The sequence below is a fragment of the Pseudomonas sp. 2FG genome (genome assembly GCF_005502935.1).
Lineage (GTDB): Bacteria > Pseudomonadota > Gammaproteobacteria > Pseudomonadales > Pseudomonadaceae > Aquipseudomonas.
This window is the reverse complement of sequence record NZ_SCMP01000005.1, coordinates 1-14,735: the sequence shown is the minus strand read 5'-3', so window position 1 is coordinate 14,735 and position 14,735 is coordinate 1. Positions and strand designations below refer to the sequence as shown.

18 protein-coding genes and 1 pseudogene are annotated in these 14,735 nt (G+C 61.1%); 11 read left to right on the top strand and 8 right to left on the bottom strand.

What is annotated here, in order from left to right; all coding sequences use genetic code 11:
* The first annotated feature begins 325 nt into the window (after nt 1-325).
* The gene (locus FFS13_RS06680) at nt 326-691 is read left to right on the top strand and encodes an STAS/SEC14 domain-containing protein (protein WP_137818323.1); all 366 of its coding nucleotides are present in this window, start codon (nt 326-328) and stop codon (nt 689-691) included.
* Nucleotides 692-862: 171 nt separating this feature from the next.
* Here FFS13_RS06680 and FFS13_RS06675 read toward each other — a convergent pair whose 3' ends face one another.
* Together FFS13_RS06675 and FFS13_RS06670 are read right to left on the bottom strand one after the other, a co-directional pair.
* Nucleotides 863-1,771 carry a CAP domain-containing protein gene (locus FFS13_RS06675; protein ID WP_137818322.1) on the bottom strand — a complete coding sequence of 303 codons (909 nt, stop codon included), beginning with the start codon at nt 1,769-1,771 and terminating at the stop codon, nt 863-865.
* 178 nt (nt 1,772-1,949) lie between these two features.
* Entirely contained in the window at nt 1,950-2,291 is a 342-nt protein-coding gene (locus FFS13_RS06670) for a hypothetical protein (RefSeq protein ID WP_137818321.1), read from the bottom strand.
* 226 nt (nt 2,292-2,517) lie between these two features.
* On the opposite strand from FFS13_RS06670, the pseudogene FFS13_RS06665 reads away from it, so the two are divergent.
* Nucleotides 2,518-2,580: pseudogene (locus FFS13_RS06665) on the top strand (transposase); the annotation flags it as partial.
* Between the two features lie 87 nt (nt 2,581-2,667).
* Here FFS13_RS06665 and FFS13_RS06660 read toward each other — a convergent pair.
* On the bottom strand, nt 2,668-3,084 hold the full coding sequence (locus tag FFS13_RS06660) for an HPF/RaiA family ribosome-associated protein (protein WP_137818320.1): 417 nt from the start codon (nt 3,082-3,084) through the stop codon (nt 2,668-2,670).
* Between the two features lie 416 nt (nt 3,085-3,500).
* Between FFS13_RS06660 and FFS13_RS06655 the strand changes: the two genes are divergently transcribed.
* A complete protein-coding gene (locus FFS13_RS06655; protein WP_137818319.1) occupies nt 3,501-3,782 on the top strand; it encodes a peptidylprolyl isomerase in 282 nt (93 codons plus the stop codon).
* A gap of 446 nt (nt 3,783-4,228) precedes the next feature.
* Nucleotides 4,229-4,918, top strand: coding sequence for an aquaporin Z (aqpZ, locus tag FFS13_RS06650; RefSeq protein ID WP_137818318.1), 690 nt, complete (start codon nt 4,229-4,231; stop codon nt 4,916-4,918).
* Nucleotides 4,919-5,119: 201 nt separating this feature from the next.
* On the opposite strand, the gene FFS13_RS06645 is transcribed toward aqpZ, so the two are convergent.
* The 5 genes from FFS13_RS06645 to FFS13_RS06625 form a co-directional block, all read right to left on the bottom strand.
* Nucleotides 5,120-6,019: a universal stress protein gene (locus FFS13_RS06645; RefSeq protein WP_137818521.1), complete on the bottom strand. Its 900-nt coding sequence runs from the start codon at nt 6,017-6,019 to the stop codon at nt 5,120-5,122.
* Between the two features lie 369 nt (nt 6,020-6,388).
* Nucleotides 6,389-6,721, bottom strand: coding sequence for a carboxymuconolactone decarboxylase family protein (locus FFS13_RS06640; RefSeq protein ID WP_137818317.1), 333 nt, complete (start codon nt 6,719-6,721; stop codon nt 6,389-6,391).
* Between the two features lie 161 nt (nt 6,722-6,882).
* Nucleotides 6,883-7,737 carry an FHA domain-containing protein gene (locus FFS13_RS06635; protein WP_137818316.1) on the bottom strand — a complete coding sequence of 285 codons (855 nt, stop codon included), beginning with the start codon at nt 7,735-7,737 and terminating at the stop codon, nt 6,883-6,885.
* A 114-nt stretch (nt 7,738-7,851) separates the two neighbouring features.
* The gene (locus FFS13_RS06630) at nt 7,852-9,378 is read right to left on the bottom strand and encodes a serine/threonine-protein kinase (RefSeq protein WP_137818315.1); all 1,527 of its coding nucleotides are present in this window, start codon (nt 9,376-9,378) and stop codon (nt 7,852-7,854) included.
* A gap of 24 nt (nt 9,379-9,402) precedes the next feature.
* A complete protein-coding gene (locus FFS13_RS06625) occupies nt 9,403-10,197 on the bottom strand; it encodes a PP2C family serine/threonine-protein phosphatase (RefSeq protein ID WP_137818314.1) in 795 nt (264 codons plus the stop codon).
* Nucleotides 10,198-10,557: 360 nt separating this feature from the next.
* Between FFS13_RS06625 and FFS13_RS06620 the strand changes: the two genes are divergently transcribed.
* The 7 genes from FFS13_RS06620 to FFS13_RS06590 all read left to right on the top strand — a co-directional run bounded on the left by FFS13_RS06620 (nt 10,558) and on the right by FFS13_RS06590 (nt 14,580).
* Nucleotides 10,558-11,259 carry a YebC/PmpR family DNA-binding transcriptional regulator gene (locus tag FFS13_RS06620; RefSeq protein WP_137818313.1) on the top strand — a complete coding sequence of 234 codons (702 nt, stop codon included), beginning with the start codon at nt 10,558-10,560 and terminating at the stop codon, nt 11,257-11,259.
* A gap of 155 nt (nt 11,260-11,414) precedes the next feature.
* A complete protein-coding gene (locus tag FFS13_RS06615) occupies nt 11,415-11,675 on the top strand; it encodes a hypothetical protein (RefSeq protein WP_305956013.1) in 261 nt (86 codons plus the stop codon).
* 43 nt (nt 11,676-11,718) lie between these two features.
* A complete protein-coding gene (locus tag FFS13_RS06610; RefSeq protein ID WP_137818312.1) occupies nt 11,719-12,132 on the top strand; it encodes a DUF3010 family protein in 414 nt (137 codons plus the stop codon).
* Nucleotides 12,133-12,176: 44 nt separating this feature from the next.
* The gene (locus FFS13_RS06605) at nt 12,177-12,581 is read left to right on the top strand and encodes a GNAT family N-acetyltransferase (RefSeq protein WP_137818311.1); all 405 of its coding nucleotides are present in this window, start codon (nt 12,177-12,179) and stop codon (nt 12,579-12,581) included.
* Nucleotides 12,582-12,734: 153 nt separating this feature from the next.
* Nucleotides 12,735-13,259: a peptide-methionine (R)-S-oxide reductase MsrB gene (gene msrB, locus FFS13_RS06600; protein WP_137818310.1), complete on the top strand. Its 525-nt coding sequence runs from the start codon at nt 12,735-12,737 to the stop codon at nt 13,257-13,259.
* A gap of 2 nt (nt 13,260-13,261) precedes the next feature.
* The gene (gene msrA, locus FFS13_RS06595; protein WP_137818309.1) at nt 13,262-13,924 is read left to right on the top strand and encodes a peptide-methionine (S)-S-oxide reductase MsrA; all 663 of its coding nucleotides are present in this window, start codon (nt 13,262-13,264) and stop codon (nt 13,922-13,924) included.
* A gap of 275 nt (nt 13,925-14,199) precedes the next feature.
* Nucleotides 14,200-14,580, top strand: a complete 381-nt coding sequence (locus FFS13_RS06590; protein ID WP_137818308.1) for a hypothetical protein — start codon at nt 14,200-14,202, stop codon at nt 14,578-14,580.
* The last annotated feature ends 155 nt before the right edge of the window (nt 14,581-14,735 follow it).

The following is a 14,735-nucleotide window of genomic DNA, read 5'->3' as shown; positions in this document are numbered from 1 at the left end:
CTGATGGCAATTTGCCCGTACCGGAACCGTATGCAGGTGCTAAAGGAGACTCTAAAGGGGCAGATTTATTTCTTGGCCATTTCCAATTAACTTTCGCGAGTTTGTAGGGCAGGTTGAGCACATCGGTACCCACCAAACAAAGGGCTCTACGCGTTTTTAATTCTGCGTTTAGTTACCAAGCATCAAACGCACAAACAACACCAAACGCCACATCAGGAGGCCGGATGGAATCGTTGACCAATAGGCCAGAAAGCCGTTTTTCCAGTTAACGTCCGGTAGCAAGCGGCGTATCGTGGGAATTATATCCCCCCGTGGAGGAGTCGCTATGTTCCAGGTAATGCGAAACGGCGAAAACCGCATCGACGTAGAATTTGCCGGAAAACTCGACAGCAATGGCATGAGAGTCGCGCTCGATGAGCTGAGCCAGAAATCCGAAGGCATCGAGCATGGCCGAATGCTTTATCGGGTCGGCGATTTCTCGCTTCCAACGCTGGGCGCAATAGGCGTCGAGTTGTCGCGCATCCCGCAACTGTTCAGGTTTGTTCGCCACTTCGACCGCATGGCAGTCGTTGCCGGCAAGGAATGGGTGAGAAAAACCAGCGAGGTCGAGGGCGCGCTGATTCCGGGTCTGCAGATCAAGGCATTCGATCTGGGCCAGGAGGCGGAAGCCGAGGCTTGGCTGCAACATTAGCCACAGGTGCAAGAGGTTGATCGCTCCCACGGATACCGTGACGCAGAGCGTCACAAACCAGGCTCCCACGCGGGAGCGTGGGAGCCATCGACCGCGGCCAGCTTTATTTTCAGCCGCCAGTAAGGCCTGCTTATTCATCGCCGGGCTGCCGCGGCTGAGGGGTTGCGCTGCCTAACGCGGCAGACCGAACACCTGCGTCCAGTAGATCCCGGCATCGCTCTGCGGATCGACCGCATAGGCGGCGCCCATTTCGCTGAAGTCCGGGTTCATGATGTTGAAGCAGTGCGACGGGCTGCCCAGCCAGCCGGCGACTGTCTGTTTTGCGCTGCCCTGCCCTGCGGCGATGTTTTCGCCGATCTGTTGCCAGGCATATCCATCACGCGTGGCACGCTTACCCGCTAGGCTGCCGTCTTTTCCTGTGTGACTGAAGTAGTTGCGAGCGGCCATATCGCGGCTATGCGCCAGGGCGCTTTGGCCGAGTCGCTCATTCCAACGCAAAGGCGGTGCCGGGTCGAATGCTTGGCTGCCGCAGCGCTGCGGTTGGGCGCGAGCGGCATTGACCAATTGCAGGATATCCCGACCCGCCGCCTGCCAGTCGGGCATGCCACTGGGCAGTAACGGTCGGGCGAGGATCACCTGCCAGGTGTTGGCATTGCGCTGTACACCGACCTCTGCATATTGCGCATCCAGCAGCGTGGCGCAGTAGCGCTGCTGGATCGCCTGGCTAACGGCGCTCACGCTCCCCGGCCCGGATAAGGTAATCACCCGTACCGTGGCAGGCTGATAGCCGACCTGCTGCAATGCGACTTGCAATTGCACACCGGAAGCCAGCTGCACGCGGGCCAGTCGGGCGTCCGGTACCAGCGGGCCCGCCGCCTCGGTTTGCTTGCCGTCGCAGGCTTGCGGCGATTCGCGGTAAGCATTGATCAGCGCGATGAGTTCGTCGCTGTCGCTCGCGGATGCCGATGCCGATGCCGATGCGGCACTGAGCATCACAGCTAGCGCAATCGCGAGCAACGCTAAGCGGTTCAGGCCCTTGGTACGCGCGCTGCGGCACGCTGAATTTGAAGTATCGGGCATGGTTCAAAACCAAAGGAGTCGGAGCGACTAAATCAGTGTGGCAGGAGCCGGCCCGGTAGCTATGAGCGGCACGAAGCAAGCAACGCCGCGAGCCGCGATGGCCACTAGCCCCCCCCCTAAAGCAATACGGCGTCGGCCTGCCTCAGAGAGCAAAGCGTTGCTCCTGAACAGTGCGCGGCTAAGCCAGCTGATCGATCATCACCGCGTTGGTATAGATCAAGCTGCCATCACTCGCCCGATGCCCGACCAAATGGAATTGGCCGCGTTGATCGCTTGCGCTCAAATAGACGCGGAATTTGCAATCGGACAAGGGGCCGCAACCCTCCGGCGTGATCAATTCCAACGTGGTCATATCGACATCGACCATGGCTTCAGGCTCATGGGTCTTCTGCAGGCGTTCTTCGGCCTGCTCTAGATGTAAATGGTCGTCTCCATTGACGTAAAAATGGATCTCCCCCACCGGGGTGGACTTTTTGTCGTCGCTGGTTTTGCACCAGCCTTCGATGGTCAAGGTAGCCATGGCGAGACCTCCTGAAGTGAACGCCCGGGCACTGTCACGCCCTCCTGCTCAACTTTAGACAATTAGCAAGGGGACGTTGCTCCATTGACGCTGTGTTGAGCCTGGTTTGATCGCGCCCACGCACCGCGGTACATCGTGACGCTGGAGCGTGGGCATGCAGCCCTCGACGCTCCAGCGTCCACCCGCCTGATTCAAGGAAGAATCCGATGGCCGTAGCCATTACCTCATCACCGAACCGGACAAACCGCACATCCTCACCCGCACTGTGGTGGAGTGGTTGCCGCTGTTCGATGGTGTCGATCAGCTGACTTAAATGCAGCCAATAAAAAAGCCGCAGGCGGGCTCCTACCCAGCTGCGGCTTTACTTAGCGATCTGTTAAGAGGTGCGGACTTGTTCGTCGGCGAGGAAGTCTTCCTGCAGCAACGCATCCTGCCCTTCAATACCCTCAGCTTCACCGTCGGCCAGATGGGTCGGCGCACGCTTGCTGCGCAGCTTGCCGAACTGGTGGTTCAGCGCATTGCCAAGTTTATCAATGGCCCCTTCTATGGCCTGATCCAGTGACTCGGCTTTATGGGTAACGGAGAGCGGCTGTAGCCCTTTGGGCCGTGCCTCGATCTGGCAGCGCATGTCGTTGGCGCCGGCCTTTATCCCGTTTTCGTCATTGAGATGGACGACAATGCGGGTCAATTCGTCGTCGAAGCGCTCCAGCTTGCTGGCAACACTGGCACTTACCCACTCTACGAGTCGGGCGCTGCCTTCGATGTGGTTATCGCTGTGAACTTGGATTTGCATAAGCTTTCCTTCTTCAACTGTTCGCGAATAGCGCCGCGTGTTGATGCGGCAGGACCAGCCTACGCCATCCGCCACCCATTTGGTCAATGGCTTTCATCGATCCTACTTACTGGTTTCGCCCTTACGGCGAGTTACCTTCTCTTTGCTCGCGCGAAAGAGAAGGTAACCAAAGAGAAAGCGCACCCGTATGGAGGGGCAAGACTTTTTGGTTCCTGTTGGGGCGACTGCCAGAAGGGACCCGCCGCAAGGGCGGAAGCCAAACGATCAGGCGACACAGCTGCGGCGACGTACACCGCATTAAAAACAAAAGCGTGGCGGCCAAGGCCAAGAGCCGCGCTGGGCCGGAAGTCGCCCAGCGCTTGAATACCCGACTAATTCCGGTAGGCTTTGCACCTTCTTTGAAAGGAGTAATCCCCATGGCCAAAGCCACTGCCCGTCACATCCTGGTTGCCACCGAAGCCAAGTGCAACGAACTGAAAGCCGCTATCGAAGCTGGCGCTGACTTTGCCCAAGTCGCCAAAGACAACTCCACCTGCCCGTCCAGCCGCGACGGTGGCAACCTCGGCTCGTTCGGCCCAGGCCAGATGGTTAAAGAGTTCGACACCGTGGTGTTCAGCGCCCCGATCAATGTCGTGCAAGGCCCGGTGAAAACCCAGTTTGGTTACCACCTGCTCGAAGTCACCAGCCGCCAAGACTGATTTTGATCAGTCCCACGCAACAGCGTGACGCAGAGCGTCACAAGCTCGGCTCCCACGCCGGAGCGTGGGAATGCCGCCAGTGACGCTCCGCGTCGCGCGCCACCACCCCACCCAATGATTCAAGGAAGAATCCAATGATTGATCGCGCCCACACAACAGCGTGACGCAGAGCGTCATAAACCGGGCTCCCACGCCGGAGCGTGGGAGCCATCGGCTGATTGACGTTTGATCGTTCCCACTCTCCGCGTGGGAACGATCAGTATCAGTAATCGCGCTCCCACACTTGATAAAGACCATTCACCACATACAGTTAAAAAAGATCGCGAGACCCACCAGAAGTGACGGGGCATGCAGTGCTGCCCCGGTCCAGCGGACTGCGCAAAGCAGCCACTGAACGCTAGCGTCGAGCATCTGAGTTCATCATCAATGTTCATGAGGAACACGATATGAAGCAATACGGAGCGGAGTTTCTGGGGACGTTCTGGCTGGTGCTGGGCGGGTGTGGCAGTGCGGTTCTGGCCGCGGCGTTTCCCGAGGTGGGCATTGGCCTGATGGGTGTGTCGCTGGCGTTTGGTCTGACGGTGCTGACTATGGCATACGCCATCGGCCACATTTCCGGCTGCCACCTGAACCCCGCCGTATCCATCGGGCTCTGGGCCGGGGGGCGTTTCCCGGCGAGCCAGTTGGCGCCTTACATCGTGGCCCAAGTTCTCGGCGGCATTGTCGCAGGCGGCGTGTTGTACATCATTGCCAGCGGGGCCGCAGGCTTCGACGTAACCAAAGGCTTCGCCTCGAACGGCTATGGCGCCCACTCCCCCGGCGGCTACTCGTTGCTGGCGGCCCTGGTGTCGGAAGTGGTGATGACCATGTTTTTTCTGCTGGTGATTCTCGGCGCCACAGACAAACGCGCACCGGCTGGGTTTGCGCCGATTCCCATTGGCCTGGCGCTGACGCTGATCCACCTCATCAGCATTCCCGTGACCAACACCTCGGTGAACCCGGCACGCAGCACCGGTGTGGCGATTTATGTGGGTGATTGGGCGATCGGCCAGTTATGGCTGTTCTGGTTCGCACCGATTGTAGGTGCCTTGCTGGGCGCCCTGGCGTATCGCTTGATCGGTAAAGAGGGCCGCTGAAGCCCACTCGACTCACCCATGTGCAAAGCCCGGCCCTCGCGCCGGGCTTTTTGGTTGCGCCACTCGACACTGTGACGCAGCGCATCACTGGCTGCGTTCCCACGCAGAGCGTGGGAACGCTCAAATCGCGGTGTCCGGCGTCAGTCGGCTACGAGCGCGACTGGCCGCCGAGGAAATCGGCTCAGCGGCCGATCGTCTTCTTCATGTGAGCAGTGGTTTGATCGCCAGGATGCTGCAAGGCACGTGGTACAGAACGTGCTCGGTGGTACTGCCGAGCAGCTTGTCCAGGCCCTTGCGGTGCACGCACCCCATCACGATCACATCGGTCTGGTTGTGGGCAGCGAAATTGGCCATAGCCTTGATCGGCGGCCCCATAATGAAATGCTGGCGCTCAGGTGCTACACCGTAGCGCTCAGCCAGCGCGATGAAAGACTTATGCAGCGAACGGCGTAAGTCATTGGCGAAACCCGGCAAGGTCACCGCGCCAGCCCCCGCATCCGAGAGATGTGTCTGCGATAGATCGTAGGCGTGCAGCAAGTGCAACTCGGCATCGCATTGCAGGGCTAACCCGTTCGCAGCCTCGATGATGCGGTCGTTGAGACCTGTGATCTGCATCTCCGGTTGCGATGGATCGACTGCCGCAACCACCATACGTGGCAGCGGGCACCTGACCTCGCTGACCAGATGCATAGGCACCGGGCACTCACGCAGCAGATGCGAATCCAGCGGGGTAATGAATGCGCGCTTGAGCGCCGGCTCACGCTGCACGTCCTTGATTAGCAGGTCCGGCTGCATTTCTGTCACATGCAGAAGAATTTCCTGCAGCACGTTGTTGGCCCAGGCCACCTCTGTGGTCACCTTGATGCCCTTGCTGCGCAGCAGTTCGGTTTCATCCTTCAACCACTTTTGATGTTCCTGTAGATAGTTTTCGCGAGTTTGCTCAGTCTTGTGTAGCAGTCCCAGGGTGTCGGAGGCTTCGGCGAATGCCGCGATATGCAGTGCTGCACCGCAGGTCTCGGCCAGGGCAACAGCTCGTTGCAGCGCCGCGGAGTGGCGCATGGCTGGATCGGCGATCAGAAACAGTCGTTGATATTGACTCATGAGACACCTCCAAACGTTCTGGGTTTTCCGGCGCCTTGTGCTGATGTAACCGCGGATCCCCTCCGGCAGGGAACCAACTGGCATAGAAAACGCCCCCCGCGACTCTCGGGCGCTTTGATATGCATCAATCCGTCACGCCACCGGGCCACCTGTGGTGCCGCGAATACCTACATTGATCACTATCAATATAGGCCCGCAGCGAGTTAACACAGCGCTGAACTTGCTAGTGCCGCAATGACGGGGGAGCAACCGGGCATTTGCCCACGAGCTAGCCTGGATGTCCGCTGGGGGAAAACCGCTGCGCGGATTTTCCACCCTAGGTAAAAGCATCAGGCCGTGTAGGGTAGAGGCCTGAACCACCTTACCGCCCTAGGTGTTCGGCTCTGCTCGCCCAATCACATCGTCCGCCCAGCTCAAGGCCGCAACGACGGTCGGGAAACCGATCGTGCTGGTGAGAGAGAGCAGCGAGTGATGGATCTGCTCCGGCGTAGCGCCCGCTTCCAGTGCCCGCCGGACATGGCTGTGCACTGCGCCCTCGGAGCGGATGGCCGCCGCGGCGCCGAGCTGGACCAGTTGGATGACCTGTTCGTCCAGCGGCCCGGCATGACGCACCGCCGTGCCTAGCGCCTCCACGGCGCCAAAGTAATCCGGGTACTGTTTCTTGAAGCGCTGATAGGTGTCGAGTTTTCTCTTCCTTTCCATGCTTGTCTCCTCGTACTGGAAGCCCGCCGGGGGGTGCACCTTCAGCTTAGGTAACACGGCGCAGTACCGCGTAATCCGCCTTGCGCGATGGCGTGCAAAGGCGTGCTCAAGTCCATGCAATTGCCCAGCGTGGAAGCGCTCAGCTCGGGGGTGACCTCGGCTCAGAGCATGGCCTTGGCTGCCAGGGCCACAACCATCGCCAGCACAACCGCCAGCACCCCCAGCAATACCTTGTTCAGCGGTTGCTTCGCCGGCACCGCTGGCACACCACTCTTCTGCGCGGCATTGAGCGCCGCCGCCCGCAGCGGATTGGCGGTTGCCGGCTGGCTGGCCGGTTTCGGCTTGGCCGGTTTGGGCAGGTCGATGGCACGCATAAACAGGGTGGCGTCTTCATCTTCGGCCTGGGCCACCTCGACCTTGGGCCCGATCACCAGCAGGGTCACCGAGCCCATGCGTACCTGGTCGCCGGGCTGCAAGGCGGCCGTACTGACTTTCTGGTGGTTGACGAACACGCCGTTGGCGGAGGCCAGGTCCTTGATCTCCAGCACGTCGTCCTTGAGGAAGAACTCGCAGTGCCGGCGCGACAGTTCCAGGTCGCTGAAGCACAGCTCGCACTTCACGGAGCGGCCGAAGGTCATCGAGCCGGTCACATGGTACTTGTGGCCCTGATGCTCGCCCTTGATCACCTGCAGGAACCAGCGCGCGACCGCCTCGGCCTTGGGTTTGTGCTTCGCCGGGTCGACCAGCAGCAGCTCCAGCGTGCCGAGCCGCACCTTGTCCTCCGAGCGCAGTTGGTAGCGCGCGCCGATGCGCTCATCGTTGACGTAGGTGCCGGCCTGGGTGCCGCAGTCGGTCAGGTAGTAGAGGCCGTGCTCCTGGCGGATTTCGGCATGAAAGGGGCTGATCTCCGCATCCGCCAGCACCAGGTTGTTGCGGCTGTCCTGGCCGATGGTGAAGCGTTCATCCACCAGCCAGATGGGCGCCTGGCGGTTGTCCGTGAAGTGAATCCTGAGCATGTTCGATATCTACCTTGAAAAAGTTGCGCCAAGCCAATTCAACCCGTGACCTTATGCCTCAAACCACCTGCACCCGACGCCGCTAGCAGTCACTCAACCGGCGGCTCTGCGCGCTCAATTATCGAAGATCCGATTCCACAGGCGCTTGATGGGGTTCGGTTGCTTTTGCCCTTGGCTGCTCGACGTGCTCGCCGCGCGGGGGCGGGTCGTCTGGGCCCTGCGCACGCGCCGCTGATGGTCAGCGTAGTAGGCAAGCAGCACTTCGTGGTCGGGCTGCACCTCCAGGCCACGCTTGATGTACTCCAGCGCCAGGGCGTACTCGCGTCTGCCGTAGGCGCCTTCGCTCAGGTCGAGGTAGCGTTGCGCCACCTGCTGCAGCCCGGCCAGCGCCTGCTCATGCCCCGGCACCCAACCCAGCACCTGGCGGTAATAGAACACTGCGCTGTCGTCCTCGGGCAGCAGCAGGCGCTCCTCGACGATGCTGCGCTCGGCCAGTTGCAGGGTGTTGGCGATCCGCGCCTCGAGCACCCGCTGCAGGCCAGCCTCGGCCTCGGCATTGGCCGCATCGAGCAGCAGGGCCTGGCGGAAGAAGTAGTCGGCATTGTCCTGCGCCGGCTCGAGCAGCTTGCCTTCGGCCAGACGCTGTTCGCCGCGGGCGAGGAAGTCGGCGATCTTCATCTGCTGCTGGTAGTAATAGCCCGCGCCGCCGGCAACGCCGACCAGCAGCAGCCCGAGCAGCGCCCACAGCAGGCGCGCGAAGGTGCGCCGCCCGCCAGTGGCCGCCGGCTTGCGCGGTTGGTCCAGGTTGAGCTCCGGGGCGATGCGGGTGTGGTCCAGTTCCGCCTCGCTCAGCTCGGCCAGGCTCGCCAGCAGCACCCTGCAGTCGGCGAAGCGCTCGTCGGGGTCCTTGGCCAGCATGCGCTGCAGCAGGTTCTGGTACTGGCTCAGGTGCACCGGCAGGCTGGGCGGCTCCATCTGCACATGGTTCATCACGGTCTCGGTGTAGCTGGCGCCGCGATAGGGATTCGCCCCGCTGAGCATTTCCAGGAGGATGACGCCCAGGCTGTAGATATCGCTGCGCGCATCCAGCGGCTGGCATTGCGCCTGCTCCGGACTGCTGTAGGCCGGGCTGCCGACGGCGACGTTGAACTGGGTGAGCTCAGTGTCCAGCTCCAGCGCCTTGGCGATGCCGAAATCGGTGATCACCGCCGTGCCGTCGTCACGAAAGAGGATGTTCGCCGGCTTGATATCGCGATGCACCAGGCCCTTGTCATGCACCACGGCGAGGCCGCTGGCGATCTGCCGGACTATGGCCAGGGCGCGCTGCGGCTCGAACACCTCGCCCTTGTGCTGGGCCAAATCGCCGCCGGCGACAAACTCCATGGCCAGGTAGTAACGGCCATCGGCCAGTTGGTCGATGTCGTGGATGGTGATGATCGAAGGGTGGTGCAGGGAGGCGACGATATGCCCCTCCTTGATGAAGCGCTTGCTGAACGCCTCATCGTCGGCCTTGAGCAAGACCTTCACCGCCACCTTGCGGTGCAGCGACTCCTGGGTCGCCAGATAGACCTCGGCCATCCCGCCCTTACCCAGCCGGCCGTGCACGCTATAGCCGGGTATTTCAAGCAAGCTGTCATTCATAGGAAGTCAGTGCGCATAGAGTGATTAGGGCTTTCGGGGTTTCAACAACTTGCTGAGAAAACTGCGCGGCGGGGTTTCGACAACCGGCGGTTCCGCCACGCTGCGGCCCAACACTATGCAGGAGATGTTGTCCTTGCCGCCCAGCTGGTTGGCCAGCTCGGTCAGCTGCGCCACCAGCTCATCGAGTGTGCCGGCTGTAGCGCAAAGCTGCTGGATCTGCCGATCGCTCAGCTCGCCAGTCAGCCCGTCACTGCACAGCAGGAGCAGCTCACCCAACTCCAGGGTGCCCCGCACCAGGCCGACCTCCAGCGCCTGTTCGTCCCGACCGAGGCACTGGAGAATGATATTGCGCCGCGGATGGCTGCGCGCCTCGGATGCGCTCATCTCACCGGCATCCATCATCGCCTGCACCCAGCTGTGATCGCGGGTCAACGGGCTGATGCTCTCGGCGCCGACCCGATAGGCGCGGCTGTCGCCGACCCAGGCCACCGCGAAATCGGCTCCGGTAAACCTCACGGCCACCACTGTGGTGCCCATGCCGCGCCCGCCGGAGTCCTGCTCCGCCGCTGCGACTATGGCGGCATTCGCCGCGTGGATCGCCGCGACCAGATCTTCGCCACGCGCGGTCGCTTGCTGCAGGGTTTCCAGCGCGATGGCACTCGCCACCTCGCCACACTGGTGGCCGCCCATGCCATCGGCGATGGCCCACAGGTTCAGCTCCGGACAACAGAGCACGGCGTCTTCGTTGTGCTCGCGAACCCGCCCGGCGACAGACTGCGCCGCGTATCCCAGGGACTCATTGGTGAGCGTCATCGGCATGGCTTCTTATATGACCTTTTGTACTGCCCACTGGCATTGTAGCCCCCAGGGTGATCGGCACGAACCCACCGCGCAGGCGATTGCAACAGCCCTGAATGATGCGACCGCCGCCCGGTGCTGTCATCGCTCCGTGTAGATTTTCGCGCGAAGTGTTAAGCAGTCGAGACTTTGCTCGTTCAGTTCCAGGCCTTGTCTTTGCTTGACTGGGGAATTTGAGTGGTGCCAGCAGGCATGGGAGGGACTAAAATCTGCGGCCTAATCCGTAGGTCTGGTTTTTTGCTGGTTACCGCCCGTATGGGCAGGTGATCGCAAGCGATACGACCGACTCCTCCTCCATCCACACAGATCAAGAGAACAAGCATGGGCGCACAGTGGAAAGCCAGACATAGAGAAGCCGCCGCGAATGCCAAGGGCCGCATTTTCGGCAAGCTGGCGAAGGAAATCATGATCGCGGCGCGCGCCGGCTCCGACCCAGACATGAACCCGCGTTTGCGCCTGGTGGTGGAGCAAGCCAAGAAAGCCTCCATGACCCGCGAAACCCTGGAGCGCGCGATCAAGAAGGGCGCCGGCTTGCTGGGTGAGGCGGTGAACTTCGAGAAGCTCACCTATGAAGGTTTTGCCCCGCATAAGGTGCCGGTGATAGTCGAGTGCCTGACGGACAACATCAACCGCACCGTGGCCGAAATCCGCGTGCTGTTCCGCAAAGGCCAGTTGGGCGCCTCGGGTTCGGTCGCCTGGGACTTCGACTACCTCGGGATGATCGAGGCCGCCCCTACCTCCGCCGATGCCGACCCAGAACTGGCGGCCATCGAGGCCGGTGCCCAGGATTTTGAGCCTGCCGAGAACGGCGCCACGCTGTTCCTCAGCGATGTGACCGATCTGGATACGGTATGCCGCGCACTGCCAGCCCATGGGTTCACCGTACTGTCGGCGCAGCTGGGTTACCGCCCGAAAAATCCGATGACGCTGACTGATGCCGAGCTGGAAGAGGTAGAAGCATTTTTGGACGCCATCGATGCACACGATGACGTGCAGAACGTCTATGTGGGCCTGGCTGGCTAGCGGCTAACACCACGCTCAACGGCGGATAACGCCCTAGGTTATTCGCCTTACCGGCTGGCTGACGAATGCGCCAGCGCACGGGGCCGGCTGGGTATACTGCCGGGCTTAGGCGACTGCCCCACCTAATCACTTCATCTCTACGACCCGGATTTCTTATGACTTCGACTAAACATTCGCCTGATCAAACCACGGTTAGCCAAGGCCAACCGAGCGAAGTGGAAACAACCGCTTGCGTGCCGGCGGATGGTGAAAAGTCAGAGGCTATTCCTGCCTTTGCTTTCCCCTTCTCGCCGGCTGAATTCGCCAATGCGAAAACCAAGGATCAGCCTTGGTATCAGAAAGCCAATAAGTCCAGTCACCATCAAACACCTGGCCGCGCCCCGAATGGCACACGCCGCTCGATGGGCAAGCGCTAAGCTCGGCGACTCAGCCACCGTACACCCAGCAAGTGGAGCCGCGATGATAGTCACCGGGATGCTGTTAAAGGCCAACGAAGCGCGCATCGTGACGCTCGACGGCAGCAGAGCGACGCACGCGCTCATCGCTGAAAAATTCAACAAATTGCAGCTCCCGAAGAACCCCACCCAGGAAGATGTGGCGGCCTTCGCGCAAGCCTTCAGCGCTCACTGCCTGGCCAACAAGGTCGACAGGGTGGTGATCAATCGCCGCGCCACTGCCGGCCAGGGCGCGGGCGGTGCCGGCACCTTTCTGCTCGAAGGGGTGCTGCTGGCAACGTCCCCGGCCGCGGTGTCGTTCGCGCACCCACAAACGCTGAAAGCCACCGACCGGCGTGCAGGTGACAGCAAGCAACACAAGCCCACGACTGTCGACCTCGGCAAGGCCTATGACATTGCCTATGAGGGCCTGGAGTAGCTTTGTTCGCCTGTACGCGTAAGTGGCTGCACGACCCTATCGCCATGACTGACATCCAGTACGGCCCGCTGCCCCAGCTCATGCGGCCTCTGCTCAACAAGTTCTACCGAGCGCATCACTCCCCCATGCGGGCAGGGAGTGCGGAACAACTCTGGGTAGCCAAGCGCAGCGACATTCTCGCCGCCCTCTGCCTCAAGCCGCTTGCTCAAGGCCATTGGCTGACCGGCCTGTTCGTGGCGCCGGCCGAGCGGCGGCAGAACATCGCCAGCACCTTGATCCAGCACGCAGTCGCACAAACCCCAGGGCCTATCTGGCTGTTTTGTCATCCAGAACTGCTGGCCTTCTATCGGCCTCTGGGTTTCCAGCCGTGCCCGGTTCTGCCCGAACCGCTTGCCGACCGACTGGCGCGCTATAGCCAAAGCAAAGCCTTGGTGGCTCTAGCCCGGTAGAAGGCACTGGCGATACAGGCGCAACACGCCGGGCCCCGCTACGCCCCTCACACGCCGCCGTTGGTCGCATGGCCTATCAGTAAAGCCAGCAGGGCCTGTAATACCGCAGCATTTCGGCAGTCTACTTTTTGCACCCTCCTGCGGGAGTTACCCATGAACCGACGCACCTTGCTCCAGGGCTTTACCCTCCTCTTCACGCTGCCGCCCAGCCTCTATTCACGCGCCACAACGGCCGCCACCCAAGCCAACGCCGAAACCAGCGTGGTGCCACTCGACAAACCTCACAGTGCCTGGCGCGCGCTGGTTTCACCGGCCGCTTACGCGGTGCTGTTCGAAGAGGACACCGAACCTCCAGGCAGCAGCCCGCTGAATGATGAACAGCGCGATGGCACCTTCATCTGCGCCGCGTGTCATTTGCCGCTGTTCGACAGTCAGCACAAGTTCGACAGTGGCACCGGTTGGCCCAGCTTCACTCAGGACATTCCCGGCCACACGGCCTTCAGCCGCGACTTCAAGCTGTTCTACCCACGCACCGAATACCACTGCGTGCGCTGCGGCGGGCATCAGGGCCACCTGTTCGACGATGGCCCACCACCGCGTGGCGAGCGCTGGTGCAACAACGGCGTGGCGCTGCGCTTTATCCCAAGGAGCGAACCACTACCGGCACTGCGGAGCTAAGCATGAACAGGCAAACCTCACAGCCAGCGCGCTGGCTAAGGCGCAACACCGCACTGACCCACACGCTGCTGCTGGCAACGCTGCTGGCGACCTGCGGACAGGTGTCAGCGCAAGCCGCCACCGGCAACAGCGCCAGCACCGAAGACGTGGCGGTCCTCGCCGGCGGTTGCTTCTGGTGTACCGAAGCGGATTTCGACAAGGTGCCGGGGGTGCTGTCGACGACCTCCGGCTACATCGGCGGAACGCTCGCTAATCCGACCTATGAACAGGTGTCGTCCGGCACCAGCGGCCATCTGGAGGCGGTGCAGATACGCTTCGACCCGGGCAAAACCAGCTACGCCAAGCTGCTGGAGGCGTATTGGCCGAGCATCGACCCGCTAACGCCCAATCAGCAGTTCTGTGACCAGGGCTCGCAGTACCGCAGCGCAATCTTTTATAACGGCCCGCAACAGCAGCAATTAGCCGAAGCGTCCAAGACGGCGCTGATGGCCTCAGGGCGTTTTTCGCAGCCGATCGTGACCGAGATACTGCCGGCCACCACCTTCTATCCTGCCGAGGACTACCACCAGGATTACTACAGCAAGAACCCCATCCGCTATAGCTTCTACCGTAGCCGCTGCGGGCGCGACGAGCGCCTGGCCGAGCTCTGGGGCAAAAAAGACTGAGTGCTCCTTGTGCCCCACTCGCAAGCACTAGCTGGCTGGCTGGCTGTTACACTGTCCAGCTAGTGTGCTGTCTCAGAATTATTGTTTCGATGACACCGGCTCGTAGGGTGCGCCGTGCGCACCAGGCACCCGGGTGTCAGTGGTGCGCACGGCGCACCCTACACAGGCCAGCCGCAGCCGCTTGAGCAATGATTATTGCGAGACAGCACACTAGTGCGCCGCGCCAGCAGCCGGCCAAAGCTATAGACCCATATTGTCAGCGTGTTAGGAATGCTATGAAAATCGACAAAAAGGCAGCCATCGCTCGCCGCAACCAGCAACTCGGCTCAGCGGTGCTTGGCGTCAACAACACGCATTTCGCGACGATCAATTTGAATAAAAACATCTGGTGGTTCGACATCCCGGTCAGCCGCCTGAAAATCGGGCAATACGAGTTCGTGCATTTATTACTGCACAACCACGTCACCGATGAACTGCACCACCTGCGCGTACCGACCCTGTATTTCCGCAGCCATGAAGATGGCCTGGTCACACGCAATAAAGGCGAACGTAAAGCCACCCTCAGCCTGGAGCTTTCCGCCGACAGGGACTCGCTGTTCCAAGACGTCCGGCCAAACGGTACTGGCGTGCGCTTTGCGGAGTTCGTGCAGCAGTAATGCGGGTCAATGGCTTGGCAATGAAAAAAGGCAGCCTTGAATGGCTAATGCCAGTCAGTTAAGCCCTTTCGCTTGACCTTGGGCCGCAAGAAATCAAAATCCGATGCCTGAATTGGCATCGGATTTTTTATGCGTCTCGCTCGGGCACTGCAACT

Excerpts from the sequence above, each read along its gene's own strand:
- FFS13_RS06680 (WP_137818323.1), top strand. The coding sequence starts at position 326 with ATGTTCCAGGTAATGCGAAACGGCGAAAACCGCATCGACGTAGAATTT.
- FFS13_RS06645 (WP_137818521.1), bottom strand. The coding sequence starts at position 6,019 with ATGAGTCAATATCAACGACTGTTTCTGATCGCCGATCCAGCCATGCGC.
- FFS13_RS06635 (WP_137818316.1), bottom strand. The coding sequence starts at position 7,737 with ATGCTCAGGATTCACTTCACGGACAACCGCCAGGCGCCCATCTGGCTG.
- msrA (WP_137818309.1), top strand. The coding sequence starts at position 13,262 with ATGAACAGGCAAACCTCACAGCCAGCGCGCTGGCTAAGGCGCAACACC.
- msrB (WP_137818310.1), top strand. The coding sequence starts at position 12,735 with ATGAACCGACGCACCTTGCTCCAGGGCTTTACCCTCCTCTTCACGCTG.
- FFS13_RS06610 (WP_137818312.1), top strand. The coding sequence starts at position 11,719 with ATGATAGTCACCGGGATGCTGTTAAAGGCCAACGAAGCGCGCATCGTG.
- FFS13_RS06655 (WP_137818319.1), top strand. The coding sequence starts at position 3,501 with ATGGCCAAAGCCACTGCCCGTCACATCCTGGTTGCCACCGAAGCCAAG.
- aqpZ (WP_137818318.1), top strand. The coding sequence starts at position 4,229 with ATGAAGCAATACGGAGCGGAGTTTCTGGGGACGTTCTGGCTGGTGCTG.
- FFS13_RS06670 (WP_137818321.1), bottom strand. The coding sequence starts at position 2,291 with ATGGCTACCTTGACCATCGAAGGCTGGTGCAAAACCAGCGACGACAAA.
- FFS13_RS06640 (WP_137818317.1), bottom strand. The coding sequence starts at position 6,721 with ATGGAAAGGAAGAGAAAACTCGACACCTATCAGCGCTTCAAGAAACAG.
- FFS13_RS06590 (WP_137818308.1), top strand. The coding sequence starts at position 14,200 with ATGAAAATCGACAAAAAGGCAGCCATCGCTCGCCGCAACCAGCAACTC.
- FFS13_RS06605 (WP_137818311.1), top strand. The coding sequence starts at position 12,177 with ATGACTGACATCCAGTACGGCCCGCTGCCCCAGCTCATGCGGCCTCTG.
- FFS13_RS06615 (WP_305956013.1), top strand. The coding sequence starts at position 11,415 with ATGACTTCGACTAAACATTCGCCTGATCAAACCACGGTTAGCCAAGGC.
- FFS13_RS06660 (WP_137818320.1), bottom strand. The coding sequence starts at position 3,084 with ATGCAAATCCAAGTTCACAGCGATAACCACATCGAAGGCAGCGCCCGA.
- FFS13_RS06675 (WP_137818322.1), bottom strand. The coding sequence starts at position 1,771 with ATGCCCGATACTTCAAATTCAGCGTGCCGCAGCGCGCGTACCAAGGGC.
- FFS13_RS06625 (WP_137818314.1), bottom strand. The coding sequence starts at position 10,197 with ATGCCGATGACGCTCACCAATGAGTCCCTGGGATACGCGGCGCAGTCT.
- FFS13_RS06620 (WP_137818313.1), top strand. The coding sequence starts at position 10,558 with ATGGGCGCACAGTGGAAAGCCAGACATAGAGAAGCCGCCGCGAATGCC.
- FFS13_RS06630 (WP_137818315.1), bottom strand. The coding sequence starts at position 9,378 with ATGAATGACAGCTTGCTTGAAATACCCGGCTATAGCGTGCACGGCCGG.